At 65.5% G+C, this 23,190-nt stretch carries 17 protein-coding genes; 10 read left to right on the top strand and 7 right to left on the bottom strand.

What is annotated here, in order from left to right; genetic code table 11:
• The first annotated feature begins 107 nt into the window (after positions 1–107).
• The 3 genes from M9H71_RS17035 to M9H71_RS17025 are packed head-to-tail and all read left to right on the top strand — an operon-like array spanning position 108 to position 2,306.
• Positions 108–911 (top strand): enoyl-CoA hydratase/isomerase, encoded by an 804-nt coding sequence (locus M9H71_RS17035; RefSeq protein WP_164606082.1) that lies wholly within the window; start codon positions 108–110, stop codon positions 909–911.
• 6 nt (positions 912–917) lie between these two features.
• A complete protein-coding gene (locus M9H71_RS17030; protein ID WP_455406143.1) occupies positions 918–1,913 on the top strand; it encodes a phosphotransferase family protein in 996 nt (331 codons plus the stop codon).
• 18 nt (positions 1,914–1,931) lie between these two features.
• Positions 1,932–2,306, top strand: a complete 375-nt coding sequence (locus M9H71_RS17025) for a DUF6285 domain-containing protein (protein ID WP_455406142.1) — start codon at positions 1,932–1,934, stop codon at positions 2,304–2,306.
• 331 nt (positions 2,307–2,637) lie between these two features.
• Here the strand turns inward: M9H71_RS17025 and M9H71_RS17020 are convergent, their stop codons facing one another.
• Entirely contained in the window at positions 2,638–3,417 is a 780-nt protein-coding gene (locus tag M9H71_RS17020) for an enoyl-CoA hydratase-related protein (RefSeq protein WP_455406141.1), read from the bottom strand.
• 126 nt (positions 3,418–3,543) lie between these two features.
• Between M9H71_RS17020 and M9H71_RS17015 the strand changes: the two genes are divergently transcribed.
• The gene (locus tag M9H71_RS17015; RefSeq protein WP_455406140.1) at positions 3,544–4,818 is read left to right on the top strand and encodes an acyl-CoA dehydrogenase family protein; all 1,275 of its coding nucleotides are present in this window, start codon (positions 3,544–3,546) and stop codon (positions 4,816–4,818) included.
• Between the two features lie 345 nt (positions 4,819–5,163).
• Here M9H71_RS17015 and M9H71_RS17010 read toward each other — a convergent pair whose 3' ends face one another.
• Both M9H71_RS17010 and M9H71_RS17005 read right to left on the bottom strand, forming a co-directional pair.
• Positions 5,164–6,741 (bottom strand): fatty acid--CoA ligase, encoded by a 1,578-nt coding sequence (locus M9H71_RS17010; RefSeq protein ID WP_455406139.1) that lies wholly within the window; start codon positions 6,739–6,741, stop codon positions 5,164–5,166.
• Positions 6,742–7,163: 422 nt separating this feature from the next.
• Positions 7,164–8,036 carry an SDR family oxidoreductase gene (locus M9H71_RS17005; RefSeq protein ID WP_455406138.1) on the bottom strand — a complete coding sequence of 291 codons (873 nt, stop codon included), beginning with the start codon at positions 8,034–8,036 and terminating at the stop codon, positions 7,164–7,166.
• Between the two features lie 109 nt (positions 8,037–8,145).
• Here M9H71_RS17005 and M9H71_RS17000 point away from each other — a divergent pair, with 109 nt between their 5' ends.
• Complete coding sequence (locus M9H71_RS17000; RefSeq protein WP_455406137.1) at positions 8,146–8,958, top strand: crotonase/enoyl-CoA hydratase family protein; 813 nt, start codon at positions 8,146–8,148, stop codon at positions 8,956–8,958.
• A 150-nt stretch (positions 8,959–9,108) separates the two neighbouring features.
• The gene (locus M9H71_RS16995; protein WP_455406136.1) at positions 9,109–10,653 is read left to right on the top strand and encodes an acyl-CoA synthetase; all 1,545 of its coding nucleotides are present in this window, start codon (positions 9,109–9,111) and stop codon (positions 10,651–10,653) included.
• Here the strand turns inward: M9H71_RS16995 and M9H71_RS16990 are convergent.
• The 3 genes from M9H71_RS16990 to M9H71_RS16980 all read right to left on the bottom strand — a co-directional run bounded on the left by M9H71_RS16990 (position 10,650) and on the right by M9H71_RS16980 (position 15,553).
• Positions 10,650–13,439 (bottom strand): ATP-binding protein, encoded by a 2,790-nt coding sequence (locus M9H71_RS16990; RefSeq protein WP_455406135.1) that lies wholly within the window; start codon positions 13,437–13,439, stop codon positions 10,650–10,652. The two genes, M9H71_RS16995 and M9H71_RS16990, sit on opposite strands and share 4 nt — an antisense overlap.
• 159 nt (positions 13,440–13,598) lie before the next feature.
• A complete protein-coding gene (locus M9H71_RS16985; RefSeq protein WP_455406134.1) occupies positions 13,599–14,489 on the bottom strand; it encodes a LysR family transcriptional regulator in 891 nt (296 codons plus the stop codon).
• Positions 14,486–15,553, bottom strand: a complete 1,068-nt coding sequence (locus M9H71_RS16980; RefSeq protein ID WP_455406133.1) for a YeiH family protein — start codon at positions 15,551–15,553, stop codon at positions 14,486–14,488. Before M9H71_RS16980 ends, M9H71_RS16985 begins: the two co-directional genes overlap by 4 nt.
• A 283-nt stretch (positions 15,554–15,836) precedes the next feature.
• Here M9H71_RS16980 and M9H71_RS16975 point away from each other — a divergent pair, with 283 nt between their 5' ends.
• The 4 genes from M9H71_RS16975 to M9H71_RS16960 all read left to right on the top strand — a co-directional run bounded on the left by M9H71_RS16975 (position 15,837) and on the right by M9H71_RS16960 (position 21,796).
• Positions 15,837–16,661 (top strand): hypothetical protein, encoded by an 825-nt coding sequence (locus M9H71_RS16975; RefSeq protein WP_455406132.1) that lies wholly within the window; start codon positions 15,837–15,839, stop codon positions 16,659–16,661.
• 98 nt (positions 16,662–16,759) lie between these two features.
• The gene (gene ppc / locus M9H71_RS16970) at positions 16,760–19,570 is read left to right on the top strand and encodes a phosphoenolpyruvate carboxylase (protein WP_455406131.1); all 2,811 of its coding nucleotides are present in this window, start codon (positions 16,760–16,762) and stop codon (positions 19,568–19,570) included.
• A 141-nt stretch (positions 19,571–19,711) separates the two neighbouring features.
• Positions 19,712–20,041 (top strand): DMT family transporter, encoded by a 330-nt coding sequence (locus M9H71_RS16965; protein WP_455406130.1) that lies wholly within the window; start codon positions 19,712–19,714, stop codon positions 20,039–20,041.
• A gap of 408 nt (positions 20,042–20,449) precedes the next feature.
• On the top strand, positions 20,450–21,796 hold the full coding sequence (locus M9H71_RS16960; protein ID WP_455406129.1) for an OmpA family protein: 1,347 nt from the start codon (positions 20,450–20,452) through the stop codon (positions 21,794–21,796).
• Between the two features lie 244 nt (positions 21,797–22,040).
• Here the strand turns inward: M9H71_RS16960 and M9H71_RS16955 are convergent, their stop codons facing one another.
• A complete protein-coding gene (locus M9H71_RS16955; RefSeq protein ID WP_164604605.1) occupies positions 22,041–22,955 on the bottom strand; it encodes an SDR family NAD(P)-dependent oxidoreductase in 915 nt (304 codons plus the stop codon).
• Positions 22,956–23,190 lie beyond the last annotated feature (235 nt).

The raw sequence follows: 23,190 nt of genomic DNA, 5'->3' as shown, positions 1-23,190 counted from the left end.
TCGATGCAGGACGATGGACAAGCGCGTCGCAAAAATCAAATATGCTTTCACGTCGTGAAACCCTTCCACAGCGCGGAATAACCGCGAACCGATAGCGCGAGGAAACTATGCAGTTCAAACACGTCACGCTCGATTTCGACGGCGCCGTCGCGATCCTGAAGCTCGATCATCAGGAAGTGATGAACGCGGTGTCGATCGACATGCTGGGCGGCCTCGGCGAAGCGCTCGACGCGATTGAAGAGAAGCGTGCCGAGGTGCGCTGCCTGGTGATCACTGGCGCCGGTCGCGCGTTCTGCACGGGTGCCAATCTGCAGGGCCGCAACTCCGGCAACAACATGAGCCAAGGCGGCGGCAAGGGGGCCGGCGCGGCGCTGGAGACCGCGTTCCATCCGTTCCTGCGCCGGCTCCGTCGGCTGCATTGCCCGATCGTCACCTCGGTCAACGGTCCGGCCGCGGGCGCCGGCATGAGCTTCGCGCTGATGGGCGACATGATCCTGTGCGCCAAGTCCTCGTACTTCCTGCAGGCGTTCCGCCGCATCGGCCTGGTGCCGGATTGCGGCTCGACCTGGCTGCTGCCGCGTTTGGTCGGCAAGGCGCGTTCGGTCGAATTGTCGCTGCTCGGCGAGAAGCTGCCGGCCGACAAGGCGCTGGAGTGGGGCCTCGTCAACCGCGTGTACGAAGACGCAGAACTGTGGACCGAGACCATGAAGCTCGCCCACGACCTCGCCAACGGTCCGACCATCGCGTTGTCGCTGATCCGCAAGATGTATTGGGACTCGCCGGAGAACTCGTTCGAGGAGCAACTCAACCTCGAATTCGAATGCCAGCGCGTCGCCGGCTCGACCGACGACTTCAAGGAAGGCGTCGGAGCGTTCCTCGAGAAGCGTCCCGCGCAGTTCAAGGGCAAATAACAGCGGATGGCCCAAGCCGCTTTCGTGGACGCGCTCGCGCGCAGCGTTCGACGCTGGTGCGCGGGTGCGACGGGAATTCGCGCCGCCGCACAGCTCTCGGGCGGCGCGAGTCAGGAGACATGGTCGTTCGTGATCGAGCGGCCGGACGGCGACATCGCCGCGATCCTGCGTCGCTCGCCGCCGGGCTACGGCAGCGTGTCGGGTCGCGCCGCGGGACTCGATGTCGAAGCCGAACTGATGCGGCTCGCCTACGAGGCCGGCGTGCCGTCGCCGCAGGTGCTGCACGTTCTCACCGAGGCCGACGCGCTCGGTGCCGGCTTCGTGATGCGGCGCGTCGATGGCGAAACCATCCCGCGCAAGATTCTGCGCGACGACGAGTTCGCAGACGCGCGACCGAAGCTGGCGCGACAGATCGGCACGATCCTCGCCGGCCTGCACGGCATCGACAGCGCCGCGCTGCCGCCGTTGCGCACGATCAGTTCGACCGAGGAGATCGGTCTGCTACGCGACGATTATCGCAGCATGGGCTGGCCGCGCCCGGTGTTCGAGTTGGCGCTGCGCTGGCTCAGCCAGAACGATCCGGGCGTATCGAAGGCGGTCACGCTGGTGCACGGCGATTTTCGCCACGGCAATCTGATCATCGGTCCGGACGGCGTGCGCGCCGTGCTGGATTGGGAACTGGCGCATCGCGGCGATCCGATGGAGGATCTCGGCTGGATCTGCGTGAATTCCTGGCGGTTCGGCGAGATCGACAAACCGGTCGGCGGGCTCGGCTCGCGCGAAGAGATGTTCGCCGGCTACGAAGCGGCGGGCGGCACCGTCGATCCGGACCGGGTCAAGTTCTGGGAAGTGATGGGTACGCTGCGCTGGGGCATCATGTGCTGCGGCATGATGCAGCGCTTCCGTCAGGGGCCCGACCATTCGATGGAGCGCGCGATGATCGGTCGCCGCTCGTCGGAAACCGAGATCGATCTGCTGCGCCTGCTGGCGCCGCGCAGCTAATCAATCAGCGAGGCAGCGATGCAGGACGAACCGAGACCAGACGAACTGATCAAGGCGGTGGCGGATTTTCTGCGTGATCAGATTGCGCCGCAGATCTCCGGCCATGCCGCGTTCAAGCTGCGGGTCGGCATCAACGCGCTCGATCTGGTGACGCGGCAATTGGCGCTGTCGACCGACAGCGACGCCGAAGAACTCGCCAGCCTGCAAACGCTGCTCGGCAAGGACGGCTTGCTGGTTGATCTCAATTCCGAACTCGCCGAACGGATCGCCTCCGGCGCGGTCGATCTGTCGACGCCCGGCGTCAAAGATCATCTATGGCGCACCACCCTGGCCAAGCTCGCCGTCGATCAGCCGAACTACGCGAGCTATAGGCGGGAAGTGGAACAGAAGTAAGCCTCGGCTGAGCGAAGGCAACCACGGCATCGCCGCGAGCAACAACCTATCGTTCGTCATTCCGGGGCGCGCGAAGCGCGAGCCCGGAATCTATAAGCCCTGTGTCGCCGTCTGACTGACACCATTGACCTCCGCCGTGCCATTGCCGCGAATGCTGCGGTGTATGGATTCCGGGCTCGCGAGCCATGCTCGCTCCCCGGAATGACGAATGAGTGGGTTTCCTTCGTCATTGCGAGCGGAGCGAAGCAATCCAGTCGTCTTGCACTGAATTTCTGGATTGCTTCGTCGCTGCGCTTCTCGCAATGAAGACAGAGATTGCGCGGCGAACGAACTACTTCCCCAGCCAGTTCGGCGCGCGCTTTTCCGAGAACGCCTTCGGCCCCTCGATGTAGTCTTGCGACGCCACCATCGCTTTTACCGCCGGATAGTCGCGCTGCTCGGCGATCGCTTGCGGCAATGAGACTTCGAGGCCGCGACTCAGCGTCTGCTTCGAAGCGCGGATCGACATCGGCGAGTTCTTGCAGATGGTTTCGGCCCAGCGTTCGGCGGCGGCGAGCGCTTCGCCTTGCGGCACCACTTCATTGACGAAGCCGAGCTCCAGCCCCTCCCGGGCGGGAACATGGCGGGCGGTGAGGATCATGCCCATCGCGCGCTTCAGACCGATCTGGCGGGGCAGGCGGTGCAGGCCGCCAGCGAGCGCGGCGAGGCCGACCTTCGGCTCCGGCAGCGCGAACACGGCGTTCTCGGAAGCGATGATCAGGTCACATGCGAGCGCGATCTCGAAGCCGCCGCCCATTGCCACGCCGTTGACGGCGGCGATGATCGGCTTGTCGCAATCGAACCGCGAGGTGAGGCCGCCGAAGCCGCTCTCGCCCCAGCCGCGCTTGCCGCCGCTCGCTTGCCACTTCAGATCGTTGCCGGCGCAGAAGGCCTTGTCGCCGGCGCCGGTGACGATCGCCACCCATTGCTCGGGATCGGCTGCGAAGTCGTTGAACACGCCTTCGAGTTCGTAGTGCGCGTCGGTGTGCAGCGCGTTGTACACTTCGGGCCGCGACAGCGTGACGATGGTGATCGGGCCCTTGCGGGTCACGGTGGAGAATTGCAGCGCCATCGGCGTTTCCTTTTTTCGTTGGGCAGAATTGATGCGGCTGAAGCGCGCTTGACTTGTCGCGTGCGGCGCATGTTAATCACTCGCTTAACAAGATCAACAACAACACGAAGACCGTGGGAGCACGCCTTGGATTTTTCTCTGCCGCAAGATCTGGTCGCCTATCTGGCCGAACTCGATCGCTTCATCGATACCACGATCAAGCCGCTGGAACAGGCGGACGACAACATCCGCTTCTTCGATCATCGCCGCGAATGGGCGCGCACCGATTTCGAAGGCGGCGGGCTGCCGCGTCACGAGTGGGAAGAGCTGCTGCGCAAGGCGAAGAATCTCGCCGACGACGCCGGGCATCTGCGCTTCGCGATCCCGAAGCGCTACGGCGGCCAGGACGGCACGAATTTGTGGATGGCGGTGATCCGCGAGCACTTCGCCGCCAAGGGCCTCGGCCTGCACAACGATCTGCAGAACGAGCATTCGATCGTCGGCAATTTCCCGATCGTGAAGATGCTCGATCTGTACGGCCGCGACGATCAGAAGGCGATGATCGATGGCTCGATCAAGGGCAAGTATCGCATCACGTTCGGTCTCACCGAACCCGATCATGGTTCCGACGCCACCCACATGGAGACGCGCGCCGAAGAGGCGACACGCGACGGCAAGAAGGGCTGGGTGATCAACGGCGAGAAGATGTGGACGACGGGCATGCACGTCGCCACGCATTGCGCACTGTTCGCCCGCACCTCGGGCAATGACGGCGACGCCCGCGGCATCACCTGCTTCCTGGTGCCGGCCGATGCGCCCGGCGTGAAGGTCGAGGAATATCTCTGGACCTTCAACATGCCGACCGACCATCCGCGGGTGTCGTTCAAGGACGTGTTCGTCACCGAGGAAGCGCTGTTCGGCGAAGTCGGCCGCGGCCTGTCGCTGGCGCAGTGCTTTGTGCACGAGAACCGTATCCGCCAGGCGGCGAGTTCGCTCGGCGCGGCGGTGTTCTGCATCAATGAAAGCGTGAAGTACGCGCGTGAGCGCAAGCCGTTCGGCGAGGAGCTGGCGCGCAACCAGGCGATTCAGTTTCCGCTGGTCGAGCTCGCCACCCAGGCCGAGATGCTGCGCCTGTTGATCCGCAAGACGGCGTGGGAGATGGACCAGATGACCCAGGCGCAGGTCGAGCACACGCTGTCCGACAAGGTGTCGATGTGTAACTACTGGGCCAACCGGCTGTGCGGCCAGGCGGCCGATCGTGCGATCCAGGTCCACGGCGGCATCGGCTATTCGCGCCACAAGCCGTTCGAACACATCTACCGCCATCACCGCCGCTATCGCATCACCGAAGGCAGCGAGGAAATCCAGATGCGTAAGGTCGCTGGCTTCCTGTTCGGCTATATGGGCGCCAACAAGCGGTGAACTATCAGTAGGGTGGGCAAAGGCGCGGAGCGCCGTGCCCACGCGCTCCCACGCGATGCGTTGTGCGTGGCCACGCAACGCGTGGGCACGCTTCGCTTTGCCCACCCTACGGTGCTACACGTAGAACCTCTCCGTCGTCATTCCGGGGCGCGCGAAGCGCGAGCCCGGAATCCATATCCCCTAGCTTCGCCGCGTGGGCAGGTGTTCGCCATGCGGAGCCTTAACGCGACCACTGTGGTTATGGATTCCGGGTTCGCGAGCTACGCTCGCGCCCCGGAATGACCAACGGGAGGGACGTGCGCCGCGGCTTGGTGGCGCAGCGTCGCCGTCCGGTGTAGACGCCGCTTAGTTCACCTGCCGGTCCTTCCCCTCCCAATACGGGTCGCGCAGGTGCCGGCGCAGGATCTTACCTGATGCGTTGCGGGGCAGGGCCGGGATGAAGTCGATCGATTTCGGCGTCTTGAAGCCGGCGATCCGGGTGCGGGTGAAGCCGATGATGTCCTGGGCGGTGGCTTCCTTGCCGGGCTTCATCACCACCACGGCCTTCACTGCCTCGCCCCACTGATCGTCGGGCACGCCGACCACCGCGACTTCGGCGACGTCGGGGTGATCGCAGATCGCGCTCTCGACTTCGGCCGGGTAGATGTTCTCGCCGCCGGAGATGATCATGTCCTTGATGCGGTCGTGGATGTAGACGTAGCCGTCTTCGTCCATGTAGCCGGCGTCGCCGGTGCGCAGCCAGTTGTTGGTGTCGATGGTCTTCTTGGTCGCCTCCGGCAGATTCCAGTAGCCGACCATGTTTGAGCCGGAGCGGGTGGCGATCTCGCCGACCTGCCGCGGTGGCAGCGGCTTGCCGTCGTGATCGAGGATCGCGATCTCGACGCCGGGCAGCGCCTTGCCGGCGGAGCGCATCCGCTCCAGACCCTCGACGTGATCCTCCGGCGGCAGCGCCACGATGGTGCCGGTGGTCTCGGTCATGCCGTACATCTGCACGAAGCCGCATTTGAAGACCTCGATGCATTCCTTCAGGAGTGCCGCCGGAATCGGCGAGGCGCCGTACAGCATGTATTTCAGCCGCGAGAAATCGACCTCGCGGGCGCGCGGCTGCCGCACCACGAACTGCATCGCGGCCGGCACCATGAACAGCTTGGTGATGCCGGACTGTTCGAAGAAGTCGAGCACCTTGGTCGGATCGAACTCGCGCGCGATCACGCCCTTGGCGCCGTGATAGATCCCCATCATGCCCCAGCCGGAGCCGCCGATGTGAAACACCGGCATCGCCACCAGCGAGACGTCGTCAGGCGACCATCGGTTCCATTCCGGCTTATTGTCCTGACCGGCGCGGACCAGCGACAGGAAGTTGGCGTGGCTGAGCATCGCGCCCTTCGGCTTGCCGGTGGTGCCGGAGGTGTAAAGCTGGATCGCGATGTCGGACGGCGCGATCGCGACCTGCGGATCATCGCTCGACTGCGCGTCGCGCCATCTGGTGAAGTCCTGCCACTCCGGTGCGCCGCCTTCGGTGGTGATGATGTGGCGCACGCTTCCGATCTGATCCTTGAGGCCGCGGACCTGATCGACGAATTCCGGTCCGACGAACAGGATCGCCGCCTTGCAGTCCTCGACGATGTAGGCGATCTCCGGTCCGGCGAGCCGCCAGTTCACCGGCGCCATCACCGCCTTGGCTTTGATCGCGCCGGACCACAGCTCGAAATAGATGTCGCTGTTCTTGCCGAGATAGGCGATGCGCTCGTTCGGTTGCACGCCGGAGGCCTGCAGCGCGCGGGCGACCTGATTGGTGTGGCGGTCGAAATCCGCAAAGGTGCTGATGCGGCCCTCGAACTCGTAGGCGATCTCGTTGCCGCGGGTCTTGGCTTGTGCGCGGATCACGTCGGCCAGATTGGCCGGCTCGGCTGCCTCGGACATTGTCTCTCCCTGGGATCTGTTAGTTAGTTGCTTGTTTTGCGTGAAGTCTGCCGCGCTTCGGCTGCAAACACAAGCGGGGGGCAATGTCGCGGGGATGGGGGAGTTTGCCGAGCGCAAGGGGCGCGCAATATCAGGTCGACATCGCCGGCTTGTCCGGGCGATGCTCGTATTCCAGAGCGCTCGTCGTCGGCCGAGATGCTCTGGGATAATGGATCCCCCGCATGCGCGTGGGATGACGTCGGTCGGTGGTGAGAGGCGGGAAGTGAAATCTAGATCACTTCGATCTTTCCGCTCGCACGTCGTCATCCTGAGGTGCCGTCGCGTCGGCGACGGCCTCGAAGGATGGGTTCGCTCGGACTCGCGGCCGTCATCCTTCGAGGCACGCAACAGCGTGCCCCTCAGGATGACAGCCTCGCGGCATTCTAACCGCGCTGTGCGCGGTCCTTTTCGTTCTGCGCCTTGATCGAGGCCTTGGCCTGATCCCAGTCGGCGTTGCTCCAGTCGCGGAGCTGGTAGAAGTTGCCGCCCATCGCCAGCCCCTGGGCGCCGTCCATCGCGATGGTTTCGCCGCTGATCCAGTCGCACCCGCCGGAGATCAGGAAGGTCGCGAGGTTCTGCAGCTCTTCCATGGTGCCGACGCGGCCCATCGGGTTCATCTTGATGGTGCGGGCACCGGCTTCGTCGCCCGGCTTGATCCGCTTGCTCATGCCCTCGGTCGGAATTTCGCCAGGCGCAATGGTGTTGAGGCGGATGCCGTATTTGCCCCATTCGGTGGCCAGCGACATCGTCATGGCGTGAATCGCCGACTTGCTCATCGCCGACGGCACCACATAGGGGCTGCCGTTGCGCACCCAGGTGGTGGTGATCGACACCACGTTGCCGCGATGGCCACCGGCGATCCAGCGCTTGCCGACCGCGTGGGTGACGTAGAACGTGCCGTGCATCACGATATTGGCGACGGCGTCGAAGCCGCGCGGGGAAAGATCCTCACTCCGCGAGATGAAATTTCCCGCCGCGTTGTTGATCAGGTCGGTGAGCGGTCCGCCTTCGAAGATGGTTTCGACCATGTGGTCGACCGCGGCGGCGTCGCGGATGTCGACGCCGTAAGTCATCACCTTGCCGCCGTACTGATTCATCAGTTCGGTGGCGGTCTCGTCGCACACGCCCTTGCGGCGGCCGCAGATATGGACCTCGGCGCCGAGCTGCAGGAAGCGCGCGGCCATAGCCTTGCCGAGGCCGGTGCCGCCCCCGGTGACGAGGATGCGACGGCCGGCGAGAAGCTGATCTGTGAACATGAAGAAACCGCCCGGAAAAGTTGAAGGTGGTTGTTAATTAGGCGATTGACTAAATCCCGACAACGCTTTTCTGTAGCGCCGCAACGCAAAACAACAGAGGAAGTGCCCGATGAACGATCGCGTTTCGGTGACGATCACCGACGGCGTCGCCGATGTCCGGCTGGTGCGCGCCGACAAGATGAATGCGCTCGATGCCGCGATGTTCGAGGCATTGGTGAACACCACCGAGCGGCTGGCGAACGAAAAGGGCGTGCGTGCCGTGGTGCTGTCCGGGGAGGGCAAGGCGTTCTGCGCCGGCCTCGACATGGGACGTTTCGCCGCGATGAAGGAGAGCGGCGGCAACGGAATTCCGGGAGGCGAATTTCGTGATCTCACCAAGCGCACCCATGGCCAAGCCAACGCGGCGCAGCAGGCGGTGTGGGGCTGGCGGATGCTGCCGGTGCCGGTGATTGCTGCGGTGCACGGCGTCGCGTTCGGCGGCGGCTGTCAGCTCGCGCTCGGCGCCGACATCCGGCTGATGGCGCCGGATGCCAGGATGTCGATCATGGAGATCAAATGGGGCTTGGTGCCCGACATGGCCGGCACGCCGATTTTGGCGGCGCTGCTGCGCGACGACGTGTTGCGCGAGCTGACCTACACCGGCCGCATCGTCGGCGCGCAGGAAGCGGTGAGCCTCGGCCTCGCCACCAAGGTGGTCGACGATCCGTATCAGGCCGCGCTGGAGATGGCGCGCGAGATCGCCGGCAAGAATCCGGACGCGATCCGCGCCGCCAAGCGGATGATGAACACCCTCTCGGTCGATCCCGGCCCGGCGCTGCTCGCCGAAAGCGTCGAACAGCAGAAATTGATCGGATCGCCGAACCAGACCGAAGCGGTTCGCGCGAATCTGGAGAAGCGTGCACCGAACTTCACCGACGCATAGCACTACGCGGCAAATACATGACTGATCGGGGGGACGCCGCGCGCATCGCGCGGCGTCTTCACGTATAAGCCCCCGCATCGTCTCGCCATGGCGCGCACCGCTCTGCGGCCGCTGCGGCGCAACCCCGACCTCGAGAATCGGAGAGTAACTATGTCCGAGAACCAGCTTTATCACGGCATCATTTCAGGCGACCGCCGCCACAGCTTCGACGAGGTGAACGCGCGTGTCGCTATCATCGCGGGTGGCCTGCAGGCGCTCGGGGTGAAGCCCGGGGACTGCGTCTGCGTTCTGATGCGCAACGACATCGCGTTCATGGAGGCGGTGTACGGCGTGATGACGCTGGGCGCCTATGCGGTGCCGGTGAACTGGCACTTCAAGCCGGAGGAAGTCGGCTACATCATCGACGATTCCGCGACCCGGGTGCTGATCGGCCACGCCGATCTGTTGCACAGCGTCGCCTCCGCGATTCCGGCCGGCCTCACCGTGCTCAGCGTGCCGACGCCGCCGGAAGTGATCGCCAATTACAAGATCGCGCCGGACCATCTGTCGCCGCCGAACAATGCGATCGATCTCGACGGCTGGATGGCGCAGCAGAAACCGTATGACGGCCCGGTGCAGCCGCAGCCGCAGAACATGATCTACACCTCCGGCACCACCGGCCACCCCAAGGGCGTGAAGCGGTTCGCGCCGACGCCCGAGCAGGCGGCGCATGCCGAAAAGATGCGGGCGACGATCTACGGTCTGAAGCCGCAGGTGCGGGCGCTGTGCCCGGGGCCGCTGTATCACTCGGCGCCGAACTCGTTCGGCATCCGCGCCGGCCGCCTCGGCGGCGTTCTGGTGCTGATGCCGCGGTTCCACCCCGAAGAGTTCCTGGCGCTGGTGCAGGAGCACAAGATCGACACCGTGTTCATGGTGCCGACGATGTTCATCCGGCTGATGAAACTGCCCGCGGAGGTGCGCGCCAAGTACGACGTCTCGTCGTTGCGCCACGTCATTCACGCCGCCGCCCCGTGCCCGGCCGACGTCAAGCGCGCGATGATCGAGTGGTGGGGGCCGGTGATCTACGAATTCTACGGTTCGACCGAAAGCGGCGCAGTGACCTTCGCGACCTCCGAAGACGCGCTGAGCAAGCCCGGCACCGTCGGCAAGATCGCGCAAGGCGCCGAGCTGAAGTTCATCGACGACGATGGCAACGAAGTGCCGCAGGGCGAGATCGGCGAGATTTTCTCGCGGATCGCCGGCAATCCGGACTTCACCTATCACAACAAACCGGAGAAGCGCGCCGAGATCGACCGCGACGGTTTCATCACCTCCGGCGACGTCGGCTATGTCGACGGCGACGGCTATGTGTTCATCTGCGACCGCAAGCGCGACATGGTGATCTCCGGCGGCGTCAACATCTACCCGGCCGAGATCGAGGCGGCGCTGCACGCCATTCCCGGCGTGCACGATTGCGCGGTGTTCGGCATTCCGGATGCGGAATTCGGCGAGGCGCTGATGGCGATGCTCGAGCCGCAACCCGGCGTGACGCTGGACGAGAGCTTCGTCAGGTCGCAGCTCAAGCTCGCGGTCGCCGACTACAAGGTGCCCAAGCACATCAAGATCATGCCGGAACTGCCGCGCGAGGATTCCGGCAAGATCTTCAAGCGGCGCTTGCGCGATCCGTATTGGGCCAATGCTGGTCGGGTGATTTAGGTCGCCGCTCTCTTGCGGTCGGCGCCGGTCGTATCACCGGAAGGCTGGTGATCGGCGCGATTGAGCGCGGCGCGGACCATCCGCGCCAGATCGGCGCGGCGGAACGGCTTCGACAGCAACAGCACGCCGGGATCGAGCCGGCCGTGATGCACGATCGCATTCTCGGTGTAGCCCGACGTGTACAGCACCTTGACCGGCCGTAGCCGCGCGACTTCGTCGGCGAGCTCACGGCCGTTCATTCCACCCGGCATGATGATGTCGGTGAGCAGAAGGTCGAACGGCGTGCCGCGCTTCACTTCCGCGAGTGCGGAAGCTCCGTCCGCCGCCGCGACCGTACGATAGCCGAGGCCGCGGAGCTGGGCGAGCGCGAAGTTGCGCACCAGCTCGTCGTCTTCGACCAGCAGAATGGTCTCGCTGCCGCCTTCGACCGGCGCGGCCGCGGGCAGGGCGTCGGCGCCGGATTCGGCGCGCGGCAGATACAGCCTGATCGTGGTGCCGTGGCGTTCCTCGCTGTAGATCTGGATGTGGCCGTTCGACTGTTTGACGAAGCCGTATACCATGCTCAGCCCGAGGCCGGTGCCTTGGCCGACGCTTTTGGTGGTGAAGAACGGTTCGAACGCTTTCTCCAGCACCTCGGGCGCCATGCCGTCGCCGGAGTCGCTGACCGCGATCATCACGTAGCTGCCGGGTTTCACCTCGGGGTAGTGCTCGGCGTAGTCGGCATCTAGCGTCACGTTGGCGGTTTCAAACAATAGCCTGCCGCCGTCCGGCATCGCGTCGCGGGCGTTGACGGCGAGATTGAGCAGCGCCGAGGACAGTTGCGATGGATCGATCAGCGCCGGCTCGAGCTCGGGCGACAGCCGCATATCGATCGCGATGTGCTCGCCGATGGTCGGTCGCAGGAGCTGCTTGATGTTCGACACCACGGTGTTGACGTCGATGCTGCGCGGCTGCAGCGGCTGCTTGCGGGCGAAGGCGAGCAGTTGCCGGGTCAGGTCGGCGCCGCGTTCGGCGGCCTGATCGATCATCTTGGCGATGGTGACGAGGTCGGGCCGGTCGGCCAGCTCGTCGAGCAGGATCTCGGCGGTGCCGCTGATCACCGTCAGCATGTTGTTGAAGTCGTGAGCGACGCCCCCGGTGAGCTGACCGATCGCCTCGAGCTTCTGCGCCTGATGCAGTCGCCGCTCGGTCTCCTTCAATTCGGAGACGTCGGTGAACACCAGGACCGCTCCGCTGATCGCGCCATCGGCGTCGCGGATCGGCCGCGCATTGCCGGAGACCTCGACGTACTTATCGCTACCGAGGACGTGCACCACCAGCTCGAACCGGTCGACCAGCTCGCCGGTCAGGGCCCGTCGTCCGGGACGCCGAGCGATCGGGAGCGGCGTCACGCCGTCGGTCATGAACATCTCGATCGAGCGCTCCCAGTTCGACCCGGTGATGCCGGTCGACGAGGTGCGTAGCGCCATGGCGGCAGGGTTCTCGTAGATCACGCTGGCGTTGGCATCGATCAGCAGCACGGCCTCGGCCATCGCGTTGGTGATCGACTCGAAGACTTCCTTTTCGTGGCGCAGCGCGGCGGTCTTCTCGCGCGCATCCCGCATCGTTGCGGAGAATGCCTCGACCAGGACGCCGATCTCGCCGCCGGCATTGCGCGGTAGCGGGAGCGGTGCATCGCTGCCGAGGCTCGCGACTGCGCGGGTCATGTCCGACAACGGCCGCGCGAGGCTGCGGGCGAAGGTGACGGACAGCAGGATCGCCAGCAGCACGGCGAAACTGCCGCCGACCAATGTCGAGTTCGCCCAGACCAGCATCGGTCCCTGGATCATGTCGCGTTCGGCAGTCGCTTCGATCAGCGCCAGTGGCGCGGCGCCGGCGACGGTCATCGGATGGTACGCGACGCCGAACCGCTGACCATTGCGATTGCTGATCACGGCCGGAGGCCAGCGGTCGCCGTTCAGCGCCTTGCCGAGCGCTGGAAGTTCCTCCTGCATGCGGGTGGGCCGGCCGTCCGCGGAGCGGATCAGTTGGCGTCCGTCGGGGTGAAACAGGTAGTCGCCTTGCTCGTTGACGACATAGATCCTGGCCGCGGACAGCGCCGGGTCGGTCAGCCGTTCGAACGGGCGGCGGAGGTCGATCGTCGCCGCCAACACGCCGAAGCGTCGGCCTTTAACGGTAAAGACCGGGGTGGCGACGCGGATGATCGGGCGCCGGGCATGCATTGCTGTCGCCCGGTCTTCGATTTCTTCGATCTCGACCGCCGACACCAGCATCTCGCCTTCATCGGCGTTGATCCCGAGCCTGACGACGGCGGCAGCGCTTGCCACCGGTAACTCGTCCTCCGGAACAACCCGAATCGTCCCTCCCGGCTCGCGCTCGACGCGAACGATGTCGGCGCTGGGGTCGGCGAGCCCGACCAGCCGATAGCGCGCAACGTCGGGATTCCTGGAGAGCTCTTGCGACAGATGTTCCCCGAATTGCTCGCGCAATTGGGGTAAGCTCGCCTCGCCCTCAGCGTGTTTCGAGGGATCGAGGCTGAGCTGAATCAGTTCGTCAACGCCGGCGATGCGGCGGAAGCGGAGCAGATCGGCGTTGGTTCCGCTGACGAGCTGCGACAGCTCACGCGCCTGCGCGTTGGTGTTGGCGTCGAGAGCCGCCAAGGTCCGTTCGATCGCGATCGGCGCGATGTTGCGATAGCCGAGGTAGCCGACACCGACCGCAGTCAGCACCACCGTGGATACAACCAGGATCGCAAGCCTGGTGGAAAGCGTCAGCCCCTTGCGCACGTTTCAACTCCCAGCGGTTGCAATGCTACGCTGGCTTCGCGCGTACTCGCAACGATGAGATCGGATTGGTTGGGTTTTTCCTCGGATAGTTACAATTTCGTTGGTTCCTGTGCGTGGAACCGTGAATTAGTAACAGCGATGTGGGTAACCGCGTGCCAATCAGCTCGCCGATGGTGCCGACAATTCACTAAGCAGTGCGTTCTCTGCCCGACTCTGGCTGTGTTCTGTGTGCCGCAGCAGATGAAACGCGCGACGAGGCAGATCGAATCGCAGACGGTGCAGGGTCCCGGCGGCGAGCGAGGGGGCCGCGACCAGCGCCGAGATCGCGGTGGCGCAGTCGGAGCTTTCGACCGCGGCGCGGATCGCTTCGTTGGAGGGCAGTTCGAGACGCACGTCGAGATCGGACAGCGCCAGTCCGGCGCGATGCAGCGCCGCTTCGAACATCGCGCGGGTACCGGAGCCGCGCTCGCGCAGCACCCAGCGGGTGGTGGCGAGCTTGGCTGAGGTGAGACGCTGCAGCCCACGCCACGGATGGTCGCGGCCGACCACGATCACCAGCTCGTCGCCGGCCATCGGCGTGGCGCTGAGCTGCGGCTCGTCGACGTCGCCTTCGACCAGGCCGAGGTCGGCGCGGCCGTCACGCACCGCGACGGCGACCTGCTCGGTATTGGCGATCGTCAGGTGCAGCGTGATGCCGGGATAGCGCTGCTGAAATCTCAGCAACCGCTGCGGCAGCCAGTAGTTGCCGACGGTCTGGCTTGCGGCGAGGCTGAGCGAGCCGCGCTTCAATCCGGCGATGTCGTCGAGCGCCTGGGCGGCGGCGCGGGCGCGGGCGAGCACGGCGCGGGCCTCGCCAAGGAAGTCGCGCCCCGCCTGGGTGAGCACGATGCCGCGGCCGACGCGATCGAACAGTTTGACGCCGTGACGCGCTTCCAGCGCGGCGATCGCCGCGCTGGTGGCCGATTGGGTGAGGTGCAGTCCGCTCGCGGCTCGGGTCATATGTTGCTGTTCGGCAACCGCGATGAAGATGCGGAGCTGCTCCAATGTCATCCGTGCCATCCTGTGAGTTTGATCAGCGCCAGCGAGAAGCTGGCAATGAACAGCGCGGCGGTGAGGCCGAGCAAAGCGGGACGCAGGCCGCGCGCGGCGAGCTTGCGCAAGTCCGTCTCGAGTCCCATCGCCGCCAACGCCATCGACAATAGGAAGGCGGTAATCGCCACGATCCAGCTCTTGGCCTCGTGCGGGATCGCGACGAACTGATTGACTCCGATCATCGCCACGAAGCCGAGCACGAACCACGGCATCGGCGGCGTCGCGGTGTGGTCGCCAGCGGGCTGATGCCGTGCGCGGCGGCGCGCCATCATGCCAAGCCCGATCACCAGCGGCGCCAGCATCATCACCCGCGACAGCTTGGCGATGGTGCCGAATTCGCCGGCGCTCTGGCCGCCCTGGAAGCTGGCTGCAACCACCTGCGCGATCTCGTGGATCGACGCGCCGGTCCACAGCCCGAAGCCGTGGGCGTCGAGGCCGAACACCCCCTGCAGCAGCGGGTAGCCGATCATGGCGAGAGAGCCGAACACGGTGACGCAGGCCACGCCGTAGGCGACGTCCTCGTCGTCTGCGCGCGTGACGGTGTTGGTGGCGATGATCGCGGAGGCGCCGCAGATCGAAGTACCGGCAGCGATCAGTTCGGCCAGCTTGCGGTCGACGCCGAGCACGCGGCCGAACCACACCGTGAAGCTGAAGGTGGCGAGCAGCGTTGCGGCGATGATCGCCAGCCCTTCGCCGCCGACTTCGATCAGTTGCGCGGTAGTAAGCTGCAGCCCGAGCAGGATGATGGCGAAGCGCAGCACCCGGCGGAGGCTGAACTTGACGCCGGGTACCGCCCAGGACGGCGTGCCGACCGCATTGTGGGCGACAATGCCGATCAGGATCGCCAGCAGCATCGGCGAGATGCCGGGCATACCCGGAATGGCGCGCAGGCCGACCGCGGCGGCTGCGATCGCGGCGGTCACCAGCACCCCGGGCGCGATCGCGGCGAGGTGTCGCCCGAGATGGGCGGCGCGCGGGTGACGATGGTGCGGGTTGGGCTCGGCATCTGTGATCAGGGTCATGGGATCGGCTCCTTGCTTGCCGATCCATCGCGCCCGTTGATCAATCAATCAAACAGATTATTACGATAAAATCAATCAATATAATCGATTGATTGTGCGAGAGGGCGGTATCAGCGGGTGTTTGCGCTCAGGTGTCGTTCCGACGGGGAACCGCAGAGGGGCACGGCCGTTGCCCAATCACTGCGCCTGCGACGGACCGGTTGGCAGCTCGTTGACCAAGGCGCGCGATCGGCAGCCGCGATTGCCGGTTCCGTGCTACACAGGGCAGCCGGAGGGATCGACCATGACCGACCTGCAATCCGACACGCCTCGCGCGAAATGGCATTCCGGCCTCGGCGGCTTCCTGCTGCGCGACTGGCCGTATCTGCTGATGCTGCTGCTCGCAGTGGTCGGCGTCGCTTACACCAGCTTCGTGCAGGACAGCCTGTATTGGGTGATCCTGACTCCGCTGATCGGCTTGATCTGCATCGCCGCCGGCTGGCCCGAGACTGAGACCAGCGAGCATCGGGTGCGGTTGGTGCTGACCCAGATCCTGCATTGGGGCGCCGTGCTGGTCGCGATGCAGCTCATGTCGCTGCAGGTGACGCGGCAAGTCAGCGGGCTGGCCAGCGCGCTCGGCGTGCTGACCTTGCTGGCCCTTGGCACCTTCACCGCCGGGCTCCATATGCGGACCTGGAAAGTCGCCGTGGTCGGCGTGATTCTCGGCCTCAGCGTTCCGGCGATCGCCTTCCTTCAGCAATCTTCGCTGCTGATCCTGCTGATCCTCGCCCTGATCGTCGCGATCATCATCCCGTTCTTCTGGGCCAAGCGGCGGATGGAGGCGTCATCGTCGCCATTGTTCGAGCAGCCTTTCGCTCGTAGCCCCGAGCCTGCGCCTTCACCTGCGCCGGCCCCCGCTCCCGGTGTGGTCTCGCGGCCGGTGCCACAGCCGCCGCTGTATGAAACGCCGGTGTCTGCACCGATCCCAATGCCGCCGCCGCCGGCGGTGACCCCTTCGGCTGCGGAGCCGGCGGCGACACCGCCGGACAATCTGCCGCCGGCCGATCGCGAGGATCCGCCGCACGAGTCGCCGCCGGACAATGTCCGCAACATCTCGGGCGCGCGCTAACGACCCGTAGGCGGCCGCACGCGCGGTCGCCGCCATTCTTAGCCTTGCGTGCAGTGCACAAAATACTTCAGGATGCGGTGGTGTCCTGGAGGGCTGCGATGTCGTCACCCAATCCGTCCGCCGGCGTCCAGCCGGTTTCCGAGCGCCCCGATGACTCGACCACAAGCGAGGCCGAGATCCGGTTGCGCAACGACATCCGGCTGCTCGGCCGGATCCTCGGCGATACCGTGCGCGAGCAGGAAGGCCAGAGCGTGTTCGATCTGGTCGAGAACATCCGCCAGACCTCGATCCGCTTTCATCGCGATGACGACAAGACCGCGCGCGGCGAGCTCGGCGCGATCCTCGATGGTATGTCGATCCAGGATACGATGCGGATCGTTCGTGCCTTCAGCTACTTCTCGCACCTCGCCAATATCGCCGAGGACCAGAACAACATCCGCCAGATGCGCGCCGGCTCGACCGCGGGCTCGGCACCGCGCGCCGGCCTCCTCGCCAAGACGCTGGCGCACGCGCGGCAAGAGGGGATCAGCGCCGCGGAGCTGCGCAAGTTTTTCGCCAGCGCCCTGGTCAGCCCCGTGCTGACCGCGCATCCGACCGAGGTGCGCCGCAAGAGCACGATGGACCGCGAGATGCAGATTGCATCGCTGCTCGATCAGCGCGACCGCGTTCAGCTCACTGCCGACGAATGGGCCGACAACGAAGAGCGGCTGCGCCGCGCCGTCGAGACGCTGTGGAAGACCAACCTACTGCGACGGACCAAGCTGACGGTGCTGGACGAAGTCACCAACGGCCTGTCGTTCTACGACTACACTTTCCTGCGCGAAGTGCCGCGGCTGCACAGCGCGCTGGAGGACCGGCTCGCCGATGCGGCGAAGGCGGAAGGCGTCAACAGCGAGGGCGAGCTCGCCAGCTTCCTGCGGATGGGAAGCTGGATCGGCGGTGACCGCGATGGCAATCCGTTCGTCACCGCCGAGGTGCTGCACGGCACCTTGAAGCTGCAGAGCACGCGGGTGCTGCGCTATTATCTCGAGGAGCTGCACGAGCTCGGCTCGGAATTGTCACTGGCCTCGCATCTCGCCGGCACCACCGACACCGTCAAGGCGCTGGCCGAAACGTCGCCCGACACCTCGCCGCATCGCAAATACGAGCCGTATCGCCTCGCGGTGTCCGGCATCTACGCGCGGCTCGCCGCCACTGCGCTCAAGCTCGAGGTCGAAAATCTGCGCGCGCCGGTCGGCGAAGCCGAGCCGTATGCCAGCGCGCAGGAATTCAAGGCCGATCTCGACGCCATTCACCTGTCGCTCACCACCCACAATTCCGGCGTGATCGCCCGCGGCCGGCTGCGCCAGCTCCGCCGCGCGATCGACTGCTTCGGCTTCCACCTCGCCTGCCTCGATATGCGGCAGAACTCGGCGGTGCACGAGCGCACCGTCGGCGAACTGATGGACGCGGCGCGGCCCGGCACGTCCTATGCGGTGCTCGACGAGGAGGCGCGGATCGCGCTGCTGATCAGCGAGCTGCGCAGCACCCGGCCGCTGACCTCGATGTTCGTCAAATACAGCGACGAGACCGTCGGCGAACTCGCGGTGTTCCGGGAAGCTGCGAAGGCGCATGCGACGTACGGCGCGGCGGCGATCCCGCAATGCATCATCTCGATGACCAAGGGCGTCTCGGACCTCTTGGAAGTCGCGGTGCTGCTCAAGGAGGTCGGGCTGATCGATCCGTCCGGGCGCAGCGCCATCAATGTGGTGCCGCTGTTCGAGACCATCGAGGACCTGCAGGCCTGTGCCAAGATCATGGACCGGCTGCTGGCGATCCCGGAATATCGTCGGTTGGTCGACAGCCGCGGCTCGGTGCAGGAGGTGATGCTCGGCTATTCCGACAGCAACAAGGACGGCGGCTTCGTCACCTCGGGCTGGGAGCTGTACAAGGCCGAGATCGGGCTGATCGAGATCTTCGAGCGCCACGGCGTCCGCTTGCGGTTGTTCCACGGCCGCGGCGGCTCGGTCGGCCGCGGGGGTGGCCCGAGCTACGACGCCATCGTGGCGCAGCCGGGCGGCGCGGTGAATGGACAGATCCGCATCACCGAGCAGGGCGAGATCATCACCAGCAAATATTCCAACGTCGAAGTCGGCCGCAATAACCTCGAGATCCTCGCCGCCGCGACGCTGGAAGCGAGCCTGCTGCAGCCCAAGCGGGTGGCGCCGCACCGCGATTATCTTGAAGCGATGGAGCAGCTCTCGGCCTTGGCCTTCAAGGCGTACCGCGGGCTGGTGTACGAGACCGACGGCTTCGTCGATTATTTCTGGGCCTCCACTGTGATCAACGAGATCTCGACGCTGAACATTGGCAGCCGCCCGGCTTCACGCAAGAAGACCCGCGCGATCGAAGACCTGCGCGCCATCCCCTGGGTGTTCTCATGGGCGCAGTGCCGGCTGATGCTGCCGGGCTGGTACGGCTTCGGCAGCGCGGTGTCGGCCTGGGTCACCGAGCACCCGGAGAAGGGCGTCGCGTTCCTGCAGGCGATGTATCAGGACTGGCCGTTCTTCCGCACGCTGTTGTCGAACATGGACATGGTGCTGTCGAAGAGCTCGATCGGCATCGCCTCGCGCTACGCCGAGCTGGTCGAGGACGTGGACATCCGAGACCGCATCTTCGGCCGCATCCGCGCCGAATGGCATTCGTCGATCGACCATCTGCTGGCGATCATGCAGCAGGACCATTTGCTGCAGAGCAATCCGTTGCTCGAACGCTCGATCCGCCACCGCTTCCCGTATCTCGACCCCCTGAACCACGTCCAGGTCCAACTGCTGCGCGAACACCGCACTCACGATCCCGACGAGCAAGTGCTCCGCGGCGTGCAGCTGACGATCAACGGGATTTCGGCGGGGCTGCGGAATAGTGGGTGAGGGCGGGTTGCGGCCGGGAGTGGTCGATACCTATTTCAGCCGATGGAAAGGCGCGCCTGTTAGATTGGCGTCGGCGCTGAAGGTCGGGCGAGCCGCCAGGTCTGCGCCGCCAGCGGCCGGTGGACACCGGGGACGTCCCTCATGAAATGGCTCTATCTTTTGATCGCGGTCGTCGCCGAGGTCGTCGGCACGTCGGCGCTGAAGGCGTCGCAGGGGTTTACGGTGCTGCTGCCATCGGTGCTGGTCGTCCTCGGGTATGGCGCAGCATTCTACTTCTTATCGCTGACGTTGAGCAGCATACCCGTCGGTATCGCCTATGCGCTGTGGTCCGGGATCGGGATCGTGCTGATCTCGGCGGTCGGCTGGCTGTGGTTCGGGCAGGCTTTGGACGTGGCGGCGATGATCGGCATCGCTTTCATCATCGCCGGCGTCGGGATCATCAATTTCTTCTCGAACGTGTCGGCACACTAGGACAGTCGGTGTCGGCTTCAGATCGCTGAGACGAGCGCGGATAATTTTGGCATTGCGTCGGTATCTCGGCATCGCCTCACGTCGAATGGTTCGCACGCTCGCGCATCCCGATACCGCCGCCGCTGTATCCAGCTACTATTCGGTAGAAAAGTAGTTAGTCGCGTGCCGAAAATCGGAGCGCTGTTGCTTAGTTAGTAGGCAGACAGCGGGGCGGGTCAAACTTTTGTCAGGATGGTGGCCGGCGTGGCGATGGCGCTAACTGCGCGGCGACCGTGCCCGTCCATTTGCAGGCGATCGTGGCCGCGGTTCGACCATGCGAACTCGAGCGTTCGCTGCGCCATGTCGGCTCGGCTTCGTTGGCTGTAGGCCTTGGCACGCGGCGCGAGCGCAGCGGAGAAGGGGCTTCCGATGCTGTATCTCGTCACTCATTATTGGATCTGGCTGGCGGCGGCATTCGTCGTCGGCGCAGTCACGCCGCTGCTGGCGAACAAATTTGGCTGGGCGGCCGACCTCGAGAATTACTGGGTGAGCCGGGTCGGCGTGGTACTCGCGGTGGCGCTGGTGCTGGTCGCCGCGCAGCTTGCCTCGGGCAAGGCCGAGTTGTTGTTGGAAGTCGGAATTGGGCTCGTGATCGCGTATGTCGTCGGCGGGCTGGCCGGCGGTATCGCACATGGGTTGTTGCCGGTGCGGTTTGAGGGCTGGTGGGTCGGCCTGTTCGCCACCGGCCTGATCCTGGCGGTGTTCGGCATCACCACGATGCCGAAGCTGGAGCCGGATTTACGCGAGCGCGTCGCCGAGGTGGTGAAGGATGCCGGCGCCAATCCGTTGAATTTCGACGTCGCCGGGCGCGACGTGCTGCTGCCGGCCGATGTCGGCAGCGACAAGCTCCGCGCCGCGCTGAGTGAGCAGATCGCCAAAGTGCCGGGCGTGCGCCGCGTTGCCGACGTCGACGAACTGAGCGGCGCGGCGCTGGCGGCCAAGACGGTGGCGAAGCTGCAGGCAGATGCCGAAGCCAAGGCCAAGGCGGAGGCCGAGGCGACCGCGAAGGCCGCGGCCGCGAAGGAAGCCGAGGCGAAAGCTCTCGCCGCGATGGACGCCGCGCAGAGGCGCGCCGCTAAGGCCAAGGCGGACGCCGAGGCGAAGGAAGCCGCAGCCAAGGCCGCCGCGGAAGCTGCGGCCAAGGAAGCGGCCGCGAAGGAGGCTCTGGCTAAGGAAGTTGCGGCTAAGGAAGCTGAAGCGAAGGAAGCCGCTGCGAAGCAGCAGGCTGCGGCAGAGGAGGCTGCAAAGAAAGCCGCGGCCGACGATGCCGCCAAGCAAACCGCCGCCAAGCCCGCAGCCGCGCCGGCCGAGATCAAGACGGCGAGTGCCACCGGCGAGCTGCCGGTTACCACGGTGCAGGATTGTCAGGGGCGGGTGTCGTCGCTGGTCGCTGCCGAGACGATCAATTTCGAGCGTGGCAGCGCGGTGATCGACAAGGCGTCGCAGCCGCTATTGGAGAAGCTGTCGGCCGCTATCAAGCAGTGCCCGGCGGTGACCATCGAGGTCGCCGGCCACACCGACGCCGCCGGCAAGAAATCCGCCAATCTGGCGCTGTCGAAGCGCCGCGCCGAAGCCGTGGTGGACAGTCTGAGCAAGGCCGGAATCGGATCGGCGAAGCTGGTGGCGGCTGGCTACGGCTCGGCGAAACCGGTCGCCGTCAACACCACCGCCGAAGGCCGTGCGCGCAATCGGCGGATTGAATTCGTGGTGAAGTAACTTCCCCTCCCAGATGCTTCACCCGACGGAAAAGCCCGCTGCGAGGCGGGCTTTTCTGTGCTTGGAAGGTGCTGAGCCGCAGTCGAGTCATTCCGGGGCGCGAGCGCAGCTCGCGAACCCAATCCCGAGTTGGCGGCGACGGCCGGGGGCTCCACAGCTCCGGATTCCGGGTTCGCGCCTGGCGGCGCGCCCCGGAATGACGTGCTGATGTTTTAACCGACGCTTGTCGCGGAGCTGACCGAACTTACACCGGATCCCAGTTGAAGATGTCGGCGGAGCGGTCGAGCTTGTAGAACGAGCCCTTCAGCGCCGGCATGCCATGCTCGGCGAGGCTTTCGCAGGTCCAGCCGCCGTCGCGGTGCACCGAGCGGATCGGGCGCGACTGGCCCATCAGGAAGATCTCGTTCATGCGGACGGCGAAGATCTGGCCGCTGACGTCCTTGGCGGCGTCGCCGAGCAGGTAAACCGACAGCGGCGCGATCTTCTCCGGGCCCATCTGCTGCATCCGCGCGACGCGGGCCTTCTCGGCTTCGGTCTCGGTCGGGATGGTGCCGATCAGGCGGCTCCAGGCGAACGGCGACACGCAGTTGGAGCGGACGTTGAAGCGGCTCATGTCGAGCGCGATCGACTTCGACAGGCCGACGATGCCGAGCTTGGCGGCGGCGTAGTTGGCCTGGCCGAAATTGCCGATCAGCCCCGAGGTCGAGGTGAAGTGCACGAACGAGCCGCTCTCCTGCTCACGGAACAGCCGGGCGGCGGCGTGGCTGACGTAGAACGTGCCCATCAGGTGCACCTTGATGACCTGCTCGAACGCATCGATGCTCATGCGGTGGAAGATCGCATCGCGCAAGATGCCGGCGTTGTTCACCACGCCGTCGAGCTTGCCGTAGGTGTCGACCGCCTGCTTGACGATCTTGCTGGCGGGGATCGCCTCGGCGACGCTTTCGAAGTTCGCGACCGCGGTGCCGCCTTCCTTCTTGATCTCCTCGACGACCTGCTCGGCCGGGGCGGCGTCGGTGCCCGAGCCGTCGGAGGCGACGCCCGGATCGTTGACGACCACCTTGGCGCCTTCGCGCGCCGCGAGCAGTGCGATCTCGCGGCCGATGCCGCGCCCCGCGCCGGTGACGATGATGACTTTGCCGTCCAGTGCCTTGGCCATGTGATGTCCTTTTTGTTTGTTGTTCGTTGCTATCCGACGGTCATTCCGGGGCGCGCGCAGCGCGAACCCGGAATCCCGAGGTGTTCTGCTGAGCGAGATTCCGGGTTCGCTCACGTCGTGAGCGCCCCGGAATGACGCCTCGCTATTTTCGCTGCGTCATGCGCGGGCTTGACCCGCCTGCGGGGCCGAAGCCCCTTCGGCGCGGCGTAGGCCCGCGCATCCATCTTCTTCGAGG

Source organism: Rhodopseudomonas parapalustris (assembly GCF_053772255.1).
Note: the sequence above shows the minus strand (reverse complement) of the source record. Positions and strands in the feature narration are given on the sequence as shown.